The organism is Psychrobacter sp. DM4 (assembly GCF_051307035.1).
Taxonomy (GTDB): Bacteria; Pseudomonadota; Gammaproteobacteria; order Pseudomonadales; family Moraxellaceae; genus Psychrobacter.
Genome location: NZ_CP195536.1, coordinates 2,214,721 through 2,227,889, shown reverse-complemented (window position 1 = coordinate 2,227,889; position 13,169 = coordinate 2,214,721). Strand labels below are relative to the sequence as shown.

General features: G+C 41.9%; 14 protein-coding genes. 7 read left to right on the top strand and 7 right to left on the bottom strand.

What is annotated here, in order from left to right; all coding sequences use genetic code 11:
- Positions 1–9: 9 nt before the first annotated feature.
- On the top strand, positions 10–1,404 hold the full coding sequence (locus ACR64G_RS09435) for a GGDEF domain-containing protein (RefSeq protein WP_435979042.1): 1,395 nt from the start codon (positions 10–12) through the stop codon (positions 1,402–1,404).
- Between the two features lie 24 nt (positions 1,405–1,428).
- On the opposite strand, the gene truD is transcribed toward ACR64G_RS09435, so the two are convergent.
- Positions 1,429–2,616 (bottom strand): tRNA pseudouridine(13) synthase TruD, encoded by a 1,188-nt coding sequence (gene truD, locus ACR64G_RS09430; RefSeq protein WP_435979041.1) that lies wholly within the window; start codon positions 2,614–2,616, stop codon positions 1,429–1,431.
- Positions 2,617–2,856: 240 nt separating this feature from the next.
- Here truD and ACR64G_RS09425 point away from each other — a divergent pair, with 240 nt between their 5' ends.
- Both ACR64G_RS09425 and ACR64G_RS09420 read left to right on the top strand, forming a co-directional pair.
- Positions 2,857–4,461 carry an FAD-dependent oxidoreductase gene (locus tag ACR64G_RS09425; protein WP_435979040.1) on the top strand — a complete coding sequence of 535 codons (1,605 nt, stop codon included), beginning with the start codon at positions 2,857–2,859 and terminating at the stop codon, positions 4,459–4,461.
- Between the two features lie 103 nt (positions 4,462–4,564).
- Complete coding sequence (locus ACR64G_RS09420; RefSeq protein WP_435979039.1) at positions 4,565–5,173, top strand: GNAT family N-acetyltransferase; 609 nt, start codon at positions 4,565–4,567, stop codon at positions 5,171–5,173.
- Between the two features lie 2 nt (positions 5,174–5,175).
- On the opposite strand, the gene ACR64G_RS09415 is transcribed toward ACR64G_RS09420, so the two are convergent.
- Positions 5,176–5,346: a hypothetical protein gene (locus tag ACR64G_RS09415; protein ID WP_435979038.1), complete on the bottom strand. Its 171-nt coding sequence runs from the start codon at positions 5,344–5,346 to the stop codon at positions 5,176–5,178.
- Between the two features lie 262 nt (positions 5,347–5,608).
- Between ACR64G_RS09415 and ACR64G_RS09410 the strand changes: the two genes are divergently transcribed.
- Positions 5,609–5,962 (top strand): hypothetical protein, encoded by a 354-nt coding sequence (locus ACR64G_RS09410; RefSeq protein WP_435979037.1) that lies wholly within the window; start codon positions 5,609–5,611, stop codon positions 5,960–5,962.
- 99 nt (positions 5,963–6,061) lie between these two features.
- Positions 6,062–6,523 (top strand): DUF2846 domain-containing protein, encoded by a 462-nt coding sequence (locus ACR64G_RS09405; protein WP_435979036.1) that lies wholly within the window; start codon positions 6,062–6,064, stop codon positions 6,521–6,523.
- A gap of 125 nt (positions 6,524–6,648) precedes the next feature.
- On the opposite strand, the gene gorA is transcribed toward ACR64G_RS09405, so the two are convergent.
- Positions 6,649–8,004, bottom strand: a complete 1,356-nt coding sequence (gene gorA, locus ACR64G_RS09400; protein ID WP_435979035.1) for a glutathione-disulfide reductase — start codon at positions 8,002–8,004, stop codon at positions 6,649–6,651.
- A 148-nt stretch (positions 8,005–8,152) separates the two neighbouring features.
- Between gorA and ACR64G_RS09395 the strand changes: the two genes are divergently transcribed.
- Complete coding sequence (locus ACR64G_RS09395) at positions 8,153–8,434, top strand: DUF503 domain-containing protein (protein WP_435979034.1); 282 nt, start codon at positions 8,153–8,155, stop codon at positions 8,432–8,434.
- 193 nt (positions 8,435–8,627) lie between these two features.
- Here ACR64G_RS09395 and ACR64G_RS09390 read toward each other — a convergent pair whose 3' ends face one another.
- The 3 genes from ACR64G_RS09390 to ACR64G_RS09380 all read right to left on the bottom strand — a co-directional run bounded on the left by ACR64G_RS09390 (position 8,628) and on the right by ACR64G_RS09380 (position 11,469).
- Positions 8,628–8,933 (bottom strand): putative quinol monooxygenase, encoded by a 306-nt coding sequence (locus tag ACR64G_RS09390; RefSeq protein ID WP_435979033.1) that lies wholly within the window; start codon positions 8,931–8,933, stop codon positions 8,628–8,630.
- Between the two features lie 200 nt (positions 8,934–9,133).
- Complete coding sequence (locus ACR64G_RS09385) at positions 9,134–10,186, bottom strand: alpha/beta hydrolase (RefSeq protein WP_435979032.1); 1,053 nt, start codon at positions 10,184–10,186, stop codon at positions 9,134–9,136.
- On the bottom strand, positions 10,183–11,469 hold the full coding sequence (locus ACR64G_RS09380; RefSeq protein WP_435979031.1) for a PD-(D/E)XK nuclease family protein: 1,287 nt from the start codon (positions 11,467–11,469) through the stop codon (positions 10,183–10,185). Before ACR64G_RS09380 ends, ACR64G_RS09385 begins: the two co-directional genes overlap by 4 nt.
- Positions 11,470–11,569: 100 nt before the next feature.
- On the opposite strand from ACR64G_RS09380, the gene ACR64G_RS09375 reads away from it, so the two are divergent.
- Positions 11,570–12,502 carry a hypothetical protein gene (locus tag ACR64G_RS09375; RefSeq protein WP_435979030.1) on the top strand — a complete coding sequence of 311 codons (933 nt, stop codon included), beginning with the start codon at positions 11,570–11,572 and terminating at the stop codon, positions 12,500–12,502.
- Positions 12,503–12,610: 108 nt separating this feature from the next.
- Here the strand turns inward: ACR64G_RS09375 and ACR64G_RS09370 are convergent, their stop codons facing one another.
- Positions 12,611–12,877 carry a hypothetical protein gene (locus ACR64G_RS09370; RefSeq protein ID WP_435979029.1) on the bottom strand — a complete coding sequence of 89 codons (267 nt, stop codon included), beginning with the start codon at positions 12,875–12,877 and terminating at the stop codon, positions 12,611–12,613.
- Between the last annotated feature and the right edge of the window lie 292 nt (positions 12,878–13,169).

Here is a 13,169-nt window from a genome sequence, read left to right as displayed (position 1 = left end):
TACTTATTCATGTCAGTATCTGTAGATCAGCTGGGCTATAAGAAGCTCACTCAGATCATATTTGAGTGGCAAGCTGCTGACAGAGCATCACTATTTGCTCTATTTGTGGCGATTGAAGTGGCACTACATTGGCTGTGGTGCCTATTTGTCTGGTTCAATCGAGATACTTATGGCCTCTATGTCGATATGGAACTTCTCTATCCTGTCTGGATATGGATAACCATCATAGGACTGTTCTCGTTTTGGATAGTCGGTCACGTCTCTCTTATCAAAACTCTAGATCAACGTTTGCATAATTGGCAGATTATCCTTGTCACTATATACACCGTCTATATTGCTATTGCTATCGTCATTATGGGATATAGCAGCTTGCTCGCAGGGGTGTCTTTGGTCGGTGGGGCGATGCTTGGCATGATGTTGATTGAGCAGCGTTATATTTGGCGCGCTTTTTTGGTACAAACCTTTTTGATTGTCTTTGCAGTGTCCTTGCCTTATTTTGGTATAGCGTTGCCCAATCTCAGTCAACTGGTCATTACCTCTCTACCTCCTGAGGTATATCAGCAATTGACCTACAACGAGGTGATGACCTTAGAAAATGCCATCGCCGCTTCCAACTTTAAAAACAATGAGCTGAGATGGGAGAGCGTGAGAGAAATCCAGCACTCCTCTGCTTTTTTTTGGCGTTTGACCCATATGTATCTGGCGCTACCCAAAGCGATATTTATCGTTGCGGTGTTTAGAGTATTGCTATTGGTTCTTTACGCTAGCAAAGATCAAAGTCTAAAGCATGCCAATCAAGACGAGCTGACCCAACTCAAAAGTCGTCGCTATGGACTTAAAAGAATGCAACAAACTTTGAGTCAAATGTCAGCTGAGCAAAGTTTTAGTATTGTTTTACTCGATCTTGATAACTTCAAAGACATTAATGACAGACAAGGCCATGATACAGGTGACAGAGTACTACAAGAAGTCGCAAGCCTACTGTTGACGGCGTTGCCAGAATCAGATATATCCGAAAAAACGCCTATTGTAAGTCGTCATGGCGGTGAAGAGTTTTTGGTCGTATTGCCTAATACCACACATGATAAGGCAATGCGTGTCGCAGAGCAGTTGAGGCAAGATATTGCTCAGCATCCTATAGCCTTGATTGACAATAGTGAGAGCCTAGATATCAGTGCCAGTTTTGGAGTTTATACTATCAATTATAAAGAGCTGATGACTTACAAAATACCGTCTGTAGCAGACAAAAATATAGCACTATTACCTAATGATATCTGCCAGCATTTTATTTGTATCGCTGATAAAGCGCTATATAAAGCTAAGAATCTAGGTCGCAATCAAGTCATCAGTGCCAACGAGCTTTTGGCACAAGGGACAATTACCAAACAGCGTTATTGCAAATAGTACTATCGAAGACAACGACGTTAATCATGCTGTCTGTAAGTGTTGAACCACGCAAGCGAGTACGCTAGTTGCAAAGCTGCCTGTTGTTAAAGCAAAGCTGAGTACCAATATTTGCTCATTGCTACCTTGCTCGCTTTGCCATTCCCAACTCATATTTTCAATCGGTAATCGTAGCGCTCGCCTCTGCGCTTTGACATCGCGACACTCTAACCCTTTTGCCAGCTGCTCTAATAGAGGATTACTCTTTACAATATCATTTTCGAGCTGCGCGGCTAATCCGCTGACTTTATCATTGAGCGTACCCCACAATACACCAGTCGGATGAATATCACCGCTGACAAGGCGCTCGCGTAACGTGTCGTCTATTTGTTCGCTAGCAAATATCGAGCCTGAACCGTTTAAGTTAAATACTTCACCTGCCAGGCCAGCAGTCCAACTGCCGTCACGTACCCTTGCAGCCAATATCTCATTAAATATCAAGCTACGCGCTGCCGACAACTCCATCGAGTTTTGCTCTCGTGGTACGCGTTTTCGTTTGCTTTTTTTAGTTTGAGGCTTGCTCTCTTGCATGGGACGCGCAAATAAAGCCAAGGCTTCTTTGATATTATTACCATGCCAGCCAAAACGCTGCGGACCAAAATAATTGGGTACGCCTGTCGTACTGATATGAGTTAGATGCTGTTCTACAGATGATAGATCACCACTTTCAAGTTCAATATCTCGCAAGATGACATCTCGCAAAGTAATTATAAATTGATTGGCGTTATGCGTCCCGCGATTTAGCTTTTTATTATGCCAGTGCTGAGTGAGGATAACGACTGACTCGTTGTCGCTGATATCTACAGGGGCAAACTCAGACTCTGGCAACTGCCGCAAAGGCAAACGCAGACTAAACCACTGCGTCGTCAGCGCGTGACGGTCTTTGAGTCCTGAGTACCCGACGTCTCGCAGTGGAACCTCTGCCCATTCTGACAAAAGCTTCGCCAGATATGCCGTATTCATCCCTAACTTCTGTATGTGTAGCCACAAGTGCTCACCTTCTCCCGTGAAGTCGATATCTAGTATTTCGTTCACGACAAAGTCTTTGTTATGGGTTTTATAAGTGGCTTGTTTTATGGGAGGTATAGTTGGCTGTGGCAACTTTGAGGTATCCGTTACTATCGCAAAATTAACGGTTTTGATATCAGGGAGGTCATAAGTATTTGTGGTCATAAAGCAGTCTTTTTTAAAGGGATGGTTTGAGTGGCTATTTACGTAGTTGGAAGTTACGTTTTGCAACGCAGCAAACCTACAAATAAACAGCGTCTGCTAGGTACTCTTGCTACTATCGATAAATCACTGATATTTGATCACGTTTTGAAGGATCATATTTTCAATTAGTACAATTTGAATGCTTTTAGTGCAAGCATTACTTTTTACTCGATAATCAATAACAACCGTTAAGGATAACTTATGAGCAACGCTATGATTAATACCGTCACTATTGATAAAGCTGACATTCCAAATGGTGGTATGAAGTCCTACAAGCAAGATGATGATAGTATCATTTTAATCACTCGCGATGATAATGAGTTCAGCGCCTTTGATGGTAAATGCCCGCACGCGGGTGCAGATTTAGGCGAGGGTATGCGCTGCGGTGATCGCGTGATCTGTCCGTGGCATCATGCCAGCTTTGATAGTCGCGACGGTAAACTATTGGAGCCAGTCGCGATGCGCGGCTTGACTCAATATGAGCTGACAGATAAGGGCGATAGCTTGAGCGTTGATACTTCAGCGAAGGTGGATAAGCGCCTAGAGAATGACAAACTCACCGACACCCACACTATTATCGTTGGCGGCGGCGGAGCGGGTTTTATGACGGCCGATCAGCTGCGTCATACAGGCTATGGTGGCAAGATTACCTTAATCAGTAAGGAGGACAAAGCGCCTTATAATCGTCCTTTGTTATCCAAGGCATTTTTGGCAGGGAGTATGAGCGAAGATAAGTTATTGCTAGGCGGCAAAGACTGGGCCAGCAACAACAATATTGATCTGCGCTTGAACCAAACGGTGAGTGACGTGCTACCTGACGAATGCACCATCGTTATAAAAAATGAGAAAGGTGAAAGCGCGCAACAAAGTGCTGATTTCTTAGTCATTGCAACAGGTGCTGAGCCCAAGGTACCACCATTCAAAGGTGCGGACTTGGATGGCGTCTATACGCTGCGTAGTATGGATGATGCCAAGGCTATCAAAACCGCTACAGATAATAAAAAGGTTGTGATCGTTGGTACGGGCTTTATCGGTATGGAGGCGGCGGCTGCATTAGCGCAGGCAGGCGAGACAACTTCTATTACTATCGTCGGACGTAGCGCACGCGTTATGAGCAATATCGTCTCAGAAACGGTCAGTAATGCTCTGATCAAACTTCATGAACAAAAGGGCATCAAGTTTGCCTTTGGCGCAAACGTTGATCAAATCAACGGCGATAGCAAGGTTACTGGCGTTACGCTATCAGACGGTAGTACTCTCGATGCTGATGTTATCATCTTGGGGACTGGTGTGGCGCCGCGTACTGAGCTATTGAACGATGTGAATGACCCAGACGGTGTACAAGTGGATGACCATTTACAACTGCGTGATGGCGTTTATGCGTTAGGTGATATCGCTAAAGCCACCAATCAAATGGGACGGATGCGTATCGAGCATTGGCGTGTGGCATTGCAACATGGCATCGTAACCGCAGCTGCTATCTTGGGTGAGGATGACGTCAACTCGTTAGAGGAGCGTATTCCTTTCTTTTGGACTATGCAGTACGGTAAGAGTCTGCGATACAGTGGTCATGCTATGACGCCTGATCACAATATTCTATTCGGCTCGCCCGATACGCTAGACTACATCGAATACTATTTCGATGATGAAAAAGAGAACACACGCGCTAGTGCCGCAAGCTCACTTGGACGTGATAAAGAGCTGATTGCGTTCTCTGAATTATTACGCCGCGGTCATGCACCAACGCGTGCGCAAATAAATGCAGGGTTTGATATTGTTGATCAAGCAAAGGTATTATCGCGCTAATATTTAGAGCGCTATAAGGTTTACTATAAAGGCTGATCTATTGATTTAGGTCAGCCTTTTGTATGTTCTATTGATAAGTAGAGAAGCGACGATGAGTCAAGATATGAATAATCAAATACATAAAAATGAGGTGTTTTTACGCCAAGCACAAGCGGATGATAGTGGCGCACTTGAGTATCTGTTAAACCGATGCTATCGACAGACGGAGGGTTGGACCAATGAAGCAGATTTGGTTGGTGGGATACGTATTACCCAAACCGAGCTTATGAGCACTATTAACGATCCAAAACACTACTTCTTTGTGTACCCAAAAACGATAACGGGCGAACGCGATAGTGAAGAGACTGGCGAGCTACTCGGCTGTATCGCAGTTAATATAAAAACGGATGTTAACTTCAGCAAAAAAGCTTATATCGGTATGTTTGCTGTACATCCAGACTTACAAGGGTGCGGCATTGGCAACGTTATCTTAGAAGCCGCTGAGACTTTTGCCACGCGGCATTTACTATCCAGTAATAAGCAAGAGAGCGAGCAGCCAAGCCGTTTGACTATGTCTATTTTGAGTCATCGCCCTGAGCTATTGGCTTACTATCAGCGCCGAGGGTATGAATTAAATGGCAACAGCATGCCATTTCCAAACGATGGCAATAATGGCGAGCCTAAAAGGCAAGATTTGGAGCTATTAGAGCTTGAAAAAATAGTCAATTCATAACGCTACCTTTGCTGTCCCCAAAAGTGCCCAAAGGTCATAAATAGCCCGACACTTAAGAGCAAAAACGCGACGATAATTAAGCGCTTAAACCAGTTAAAGGCAGGCAAGCGCGTGGCGTTGTCATCAGACATAAGGTATGCAAACAGACATAGTAGACTTGCTGCTAAGGTCATAATCCCAAGCCCTATAGGTAGGATATAAAGGTAAATTTGCCACACAATCATCTCGCAACTATTATTATTTAAATCATCATAGCAGTATCAAGATTGTCATATCTGTCTGTTGCATCTTAAACTTCCTAAATATATTGAAGTACAAACGAATGGTTTTATGTTTATAAACAAATTTTTAGAAATTAAGTTGGGTTTTAAAAAATAATTCTGTATAGTAATGTAACACTATAGATATATTGGGATTAATATGAATGGTTTGCGAATGTCATCAATAATTGCATTATCAGCTCTATTGCTCGCTGCTTGTTCTGATGCGCCTTCTGCTAGCACGGTTGAGGGCTTAATCGAAGATCAGTATGAGCAAGCAGGTAGTATGATGGATGATGCGATGTCACAAGCAGGTAACGATGAGATGGCAAAGGCTATGAGCGGTATGATGGCAGGCATGATGCCAACATTTGAGAGCGTGGACGATGTCAATTGTGATGCGACTGAGGGTGACAATACTTATATGTGCACCGCTGACATTACTCAAACGGTTGCGGGCAATAGCCGCACTAATAAAGGGAACTTCAGAGTGTATCAAGTGAATGATGAATGGGTTTTGGGTAATTAGAGCTGAGCTATGTGTCTATAAGTTATTTATACCAAAGCGATTTAATATTAAAAAAATAAAGTGACCACTACACATCCACCTTATCTTTAGAGAAATATTATGCTAAAAAAGATCGTTTTTATCGTCGCTGTTTCAAGTTTGTTTGTTGGTTGTGCGTCCGTTCCAACGGAGCAAGCAGAAGTCTCAAATGTTATTAAGCAAGTCAACGCCCCTAGTGATGGCAATGCTGGCTTATACATTTATCGTAGTAATAGTGTGATCGGTGCTGCCCTCAAAAAAGACACATGGGTAGATGATGAATGTATCGGAGAGACCGCACGCGGAACGTTTTTTTATCATGAAGTATTAGGTAATAGGGCGCATAAAGTTTCTACTGAGTCTGAGTTTTCGCCAAATGATTTGATGGTTAACACAGCTACCGGTCAGAACTATTTTATAAAACAGTATATTAAACCTGGTCTGTTCGTTGGCGGTGCGGGTTTAAAGCAAGTAACAGAAAGTGAAGGTAGGGAGGCAATATCTGATCTAAAACTTGGTGTAAAAGGTACTTGTAGCCAGTAACCTAAGATATTAAACACTGTCTTTATCGACACGACTGTCCCAGAAAAGGCTATTCTATCAAGAATAGCCTTTTGATTTTGACTCAGACAATAAAAACGAGCGCATCATCAATTAGTACACCATACTCAGCGCATCGTCACAAACTCTTCTGAACCCGTAGGGTGAATAGCAACAGTATCGTCAAAGTCAGCCTTAGTTGCGCCCATCTTAATCGCGACAGCAAACCCTTGAATCATCTCATCTACCCCAAAGCCGATGCCATGCAAACCGATGACTTTTTCGTCATCGCCTAAGCATACAAGCTTCATCACGCACTTTTGACGATGCTGAGTCACCGCACTATACATCGAGGTAAAGCTTGAGGTATAGCACTTGATATTATCCTTACCATGATGCTTGATTGCGTCAATCTCAGACAAGCCAATAGTACCGATAGGCGGATGGGTAAAGATAACCGTCGGTATTAAATCATAGACCAAATGTTCATCAGTCTTGCCATTGAACAAGCGCTCAGATAACCTGCGACCTGCCGCGATAGCCACAGGCGTCAAGTCAACACTGTGCTCGATAATATCGCCAACCGCGTAAATACCTTCAACATTGGTATTCTGGAACTTATCAACTTTAATTTTACCATTGTCCGTCGTCTCAACCCCTGTGACGTCTAAGTTGATAGTGTCGGTCGAAGGCGCACGACCAATCGCCCAAATCAAACACTCGACCGTATCAAGACTACCGTCTTTAGTGAATAACTCCAAACTACCATCGTCGTTTTTATTGACTTCAGTGAGCGTCGTTTCGGTATGCAATTGAATACCGTCTTGCTCCATCTCTATCAGTAATGCCTCTACGATAGTATGGTCAAACGAGCGTAGCGGCGAATGCTGACGCACATACAGATGCACCTCAGCACCCAAGCTATTGAGCACGCCTGCGATCTCAACGGCAATATATCCTGCGCCGACGATAGCCACCCGTTTTGGTAGATGGTTCAATCTAAAGAACCCATCAGAATCGATACCGTGCTCTGCGCCTTTGATATCAGGAAAAATAGGATGACCGCCCGTCGCGATTAAAATATGGTCAGCGGTAATCTGCTCGCCATTGACCTCGACCGTATTGGTATCGACGAATTTGGCAAAGCCTTTTATCACTTCAACGCCGTTCTTTGCCAAATTATTATCATAAGAGCGATGAATGTTTTGGATATATTGTTGACGACTATTGACCAGCTTTTGAAAGTCAAAGCCTTTTAACTCGACATCAAAGCCATAATCTGGCGCATATTTCTCAATCGCTTCAGCCACTTGCGCGCCGTACCACATCACTTTTTTGGGTACGCAGCCCCAGTTGACACAAGTGCCGCCCAATTGCTCCGCTTCGATAATCGCACACTTTTTGCCATAGCTCGCCGCGCGGTTGATTGAAGCAATACCGCCGCTACCGCCACCGATGGCAATATAATCATAATGTTTTGTCATGGTTAAATCTCTTTAGTTCATATTGAGGCAATTTTAGTCTTATAGTTATGGGTACGATAATATATCTTACAAGTTGCTGACCATGCACCAAGCGTGCTTGATGATACCATGACCTGTAAACGACGGTCATATTGATAAAGGAAAACTTATGCATATCGCTATCTTGACGCTAACTTTCTCCTTGCCTGGGTGTAGCTCGCTAAAAGAAAAACGCCAACGCATGGGCGGCTTGCACGCGCGCTTTGGCAATACGCCAAGCATCGCCGTCTGTGAGAGCGGTGAGCGTGATCGGCACGACGCCAGTGAGTGGACGTTTGTGATCGTTGGGCTGTCTAAACGTGAGGTTGAGTCACAGTGTAGTCAGATTGAGGAGAAGATAGAACGTACTGTGGACGCGCGGGTGATGAATGTTGAGCGGGAGTTTGTTTAAGTTGTGCGGTTTTGTTTTTAGAAGTATGGGAGCTAATCTCGCTTTTCGCTTATGTCTTGGTTAGCACAGGAGCGGGCGCTATAGATAACTCCAAAGGATAGCGTTTGGAGAAAATTTCCCAATTCTAGAACACCCAAGCAACATATTCAAAGAGATGTAGTGTCACAAATGAAATGGTACATTCCTCAAATATCTAAGCGATAAGCGTCGTTTGCTTGATGACAAAGTTATCGATCATGCCGTCTGTTGCTTTAACAAAGTTTTGAAAGTGCGCGCTTTTTCCATGCTGCTCCAAAGACTCATTATTCTCCCAAACCTCATAAGTAATAAAGTTACTAGAATCCTCATTATCCTGATGTATATTATATTGAATAGCGCCTTGTTCAGCTTGTGACGCTTGGGTTAATTTAACCATCTCAGACTTGACCTGCTCTACGTGCTCAGGTTTGACTTTGATAGTGGCAATGACAGTGATGGCTTGTTTTTCTTGAGTGCTCATAAATACTTCCTATGATTGATTATTATAGTAATTTAGCGCTAGGACTATTAGTAGAACTGGCGTTGAAATCGATTCTTTAAACTTTCCTGCGTCCATTCATTTTGCCATAACGTCTAATAATTTATACGGTTTAATTGTTCTGCTAGTAGCTGACTAAGCGGATTCATTTAATCTGCTTCTTAATATTTATAAGCGTTATCCTACAGACCGCGAAGTGCACGAGTCGCATCATCAAAGGCAACTTTGGCATCTGCTATTTCACCTGCTAATAGAGGAAATATATGTGGCAAAGTCTTATAGACCATAATCTCAGTCTCTACATCCGCGCCTTTAAGTTTGTCTGCATAAGCCACGCCTTCATCGCGCAGCGGATCAAATCCTCCTACCAAAATGACAGCAGGGGCAATGCCTTTTAAATCACCAAATATCGGCGATGCCATCGGATCTGTGGTATCGGTTGCATCCTCTATATATTGCTCTTGGAACCAACGCATCTTGACGCGCTCTAAAAAGAAACCCGTCGCAAAAAGCTCATACGATTCATACTCACGGCTCATATCGACCCAAGGCACCCATAATAATTGTAACTTTGGCGCATAATCATCGTCTTTGGTCTGCTGCGCGACGACCGCCGCTAAATTGCCACCCGCACTATCACCACCGACCGCCAGACGCGTCGCATCAACACCAAACTTGTCGGTATTACTCGCAATATAACGGAAAGCGGCCAGTCCATCATTGACAGGAGTAGGGAAGGGATGCTCAGGCGCAAGGCGGTAATCGACCGCGATGACGGTGCAATTACCATCCGCTGCCAAATGCTGACAGACCAAATCGTGGGATTCAAGCGAGCCTGCGACATAACCGCCACCATGATAAAACACTAGAGCAGGTTGATTGTTTTTGCCAGCCTTTCGGTGGCGATAACGACGTAGGGTTATGCTGTCACCGCCTGATACGTCAAGCTGAAAGTCATCGCTAACGATGTCTTTATGGTCAGACTGCGCCAGTAAAGGCCCTTGTGCATCGATCTGTCTACGTGTGCTGGCAACGCTAGCTAGGTGATTGGGCGGTGGACCAAATAGCTTTAGAATGACTTGTACTGAGACATCTAATATTTGACCGTCTATAACGATAGGGTCGCCTGCGATTTTGCGTAGGACAGGTTTGGGCAGACCAAGCAGTCTTTTGACGATATTTTTTTGTGCTTTCAAGGCGAGTTTTTTTAGTTTTGGATGGTTTTTGATTTTCATGAAATACTCTTTACATCATTAATTAGTTGAATAACATCGTCAGCAGTTTCAGCAACCCACTCTTTGCGACTCTTCTCGTTGATAATATCGAAAAAATTAGCGTTAGGTTTTTTGAAGTTGACTGGGCGTTGCGGATAAATAATTCCACCTAAGTTTTTCTTCTTATTTTTACCTTCCCAGTTTTTGCGTAATGCTATAACCTTATCTTTAAAGCCTTCAAGGTCGGTTGGATATTCTGGCAGACGTACCCCATCTTTCTCTACTAGAGTAACGCTGTAATACAAACGATGGTTTAATTCAACATAACAGTAAACCTCTATGTCACCTTTATCTACTATTTTGTAGCAAATTCCATAGGTCTTAGCTTTATTTTTAGTGCTGCCACCTGAGAAATACTGCTTTACTGCTTTTTCTTGACTATAGGTTGATAACTGATTATCACAAAAGGTAAACGCTAGATTTCTCTCCTTAAGATAAGCCAATAGGTCATCCCACATATCGTTCTGAATATTTTTTTGAATGGTTTCAAAGTTCTGGCTCAGTTTATAGACAGTTTTAAAGTTATTTTCATCTGCCAAAAATACTACATACTCTTGTTTCATTTTCGCATTCCTTGTTTGACCTGTAATCCGAGCAACAGTATTAATATACTGCTCAATAGTCTGTTCTATATGCGGATAATCTACTACCTTTGCCTTACATAGTTTTAAAAAGTTAAAAACATCCTCTTTATAGCTAATCACGCCATAGTCTTCATTACTAATATTTCCCTGTCCATAGGGCGACACATCATCCCCGAAACGATTTAAATATACTATGTAAATATTTTTATCGTCATAGCCCAATTCTTGGCACGCTTTATAATATTTAGCCAGTTGACCTTTTTGATCAAAAGCATAAGTCTTGTTTTCGACAACAATAACGTTGTTTTTGTTTTTGAGAATGATATCAGCTCTACCATGATCTGAATTACGAAAACTATATTCAATTTCACAACTGTAGTCATCTTTAGGACTTAATTTTTCTCGATTCCATTCTTGTGTTGCTATGGCATTATTTAATACGGTTTCAATGAATAATTGTTGAAAGTCTGCTATTTTATGACTAGCATTTCTATTGAGTAATTCGGCAAGGAAGCGAGAGTGCAAACCAACTTCTTCACCTGTCTTACGCAAGATCGTAAATATATTAAAATCTTGTTTTGTATCATTGTGATTCTTTAGAGAGGCTTGTTCCTTATCCTGTAAACTTGAAATTTTTTGTTTAAAATTATTGTTGAGCACAGTCATTTTCCTAGTGATTTTAGTTTAAATTATCAAATTAAGTTTATCAAAATAACACATACATCCATACTTTCCAAAACATGACAAAGAGTTCGTTACTATGAGCAGTACTTCTAAATATACAATGAGTGATATTCCTAATCACAAAGAACCTGAAGGATTTATGCTCGTCACAACAGGTCAAATAACTGAGAAGGTAGCGCAGAATATTGGTAGAGATAGGTTTAATAAAGCCTCTAATAGATATTTAAAAATCGATATCCATGATTCAGATTTTAAAATAGTTAGTTTAGACGATTTAAAGAATATGACAGAAGTCGATAGAGATCAGCAACTCAAAAGTCAGAAAGTCATAGTTTTTTTAGTTGAAAAGGAGGCTAGCTTTGATGGTTTACGCGTTTTTCAAGAAGAAGTAGCTACTATATCAGCACTGACTTTTGCAATCCTTCCTTCAACCATAGGTGAAATAAGTAGTTTCAAGACCAAACCCCAGAATGCTTTAAGAGATAAGGCGAGCACACTATCATCTATTCCTACTTTTGCTATACCTTTCATCACATCACAAGCAAAAAATGATTTTGTAAACGATATGAGTATTGAGAGTTATAACTTTTATTACTCCTTTATAGATTCAGTTGTAACTACAGTTTGTAGCGTTTATAGGCAGGACGACTCTATGATTGGCTATGACTTTAATGATTGGAAGCATGTATTCAGCGGTAACAGACTATTAAATATACTTCCAACAATTTATACAGGCGAAGATAACAAGGATAGTTTCAAGAGTAATTATTTGGAAGGGTTAAATAAAGCTGGAATTAATATGACTGACATCAAAGATATAATCTGTGTAATGAGTGCTAGTAGACCTCCTAGCTTAGAACAAACATGTGAAGTAACCGAGGCTATAGAGGATGACTATACTATTTTTTGTACGACAACTATGAAGCTTACTCAAAATTTAGCCGTTTTTGAAGACCCAAGAATAATAAGTGTCAATGTCGTAGTAAGTAGGCATTGTGAAGATGGATAATTAGTAGTATAGAGTAGATTAAGTACGACAACCAAGTTTCGGACAACAAAAAAGGCCACTCCTGAAAGAGTAGCCTTTTATCATCAATCATCTAATAAATACCAGTTATTAGTGACGACCTTGGCCTGCAGGCTTCTCAAACCCTTTTGCACTCATGCATGAATCTATTTTCTTCATATCATTTTTACTTGGACGACTGTCTCTAGTCAGTTTCACGCCAGCTCGTTGAGCACAGTCATCCATGGCTTGTTTCATATCGGCGGACATCGCAGGTCTTTGATGGTTGCGATCGCTTGTGCCATTTGATGAGTCGCTTGACGCACAGGCGCTAATACCAACAGTAGATGCCAAGATAATGAACAATAATTTTTTCATAAGAAGTCCTTGAGAGTTTTGGGGATGTGATAGAGGTTAGCCGTGTCAGTGTGTACGTGATATTACTTGCTACCAAGTTCTTAACCAGATATTTATATCTCGTATGCGTCTACGCATCATATTTAACCCTTTAAATATTAATACAATCAACGTTTAAGTATTTTTAATAAAGATTAAGAAAGGTAACGCAACGCGCTCTAGGTCTTGATATCTTAATAAGGATATATAGTGTGCAGATTGGACAAAGCCTTATTCCACCCAATAAAAAAGGCCACTCCCTAAAGAGTCGCCT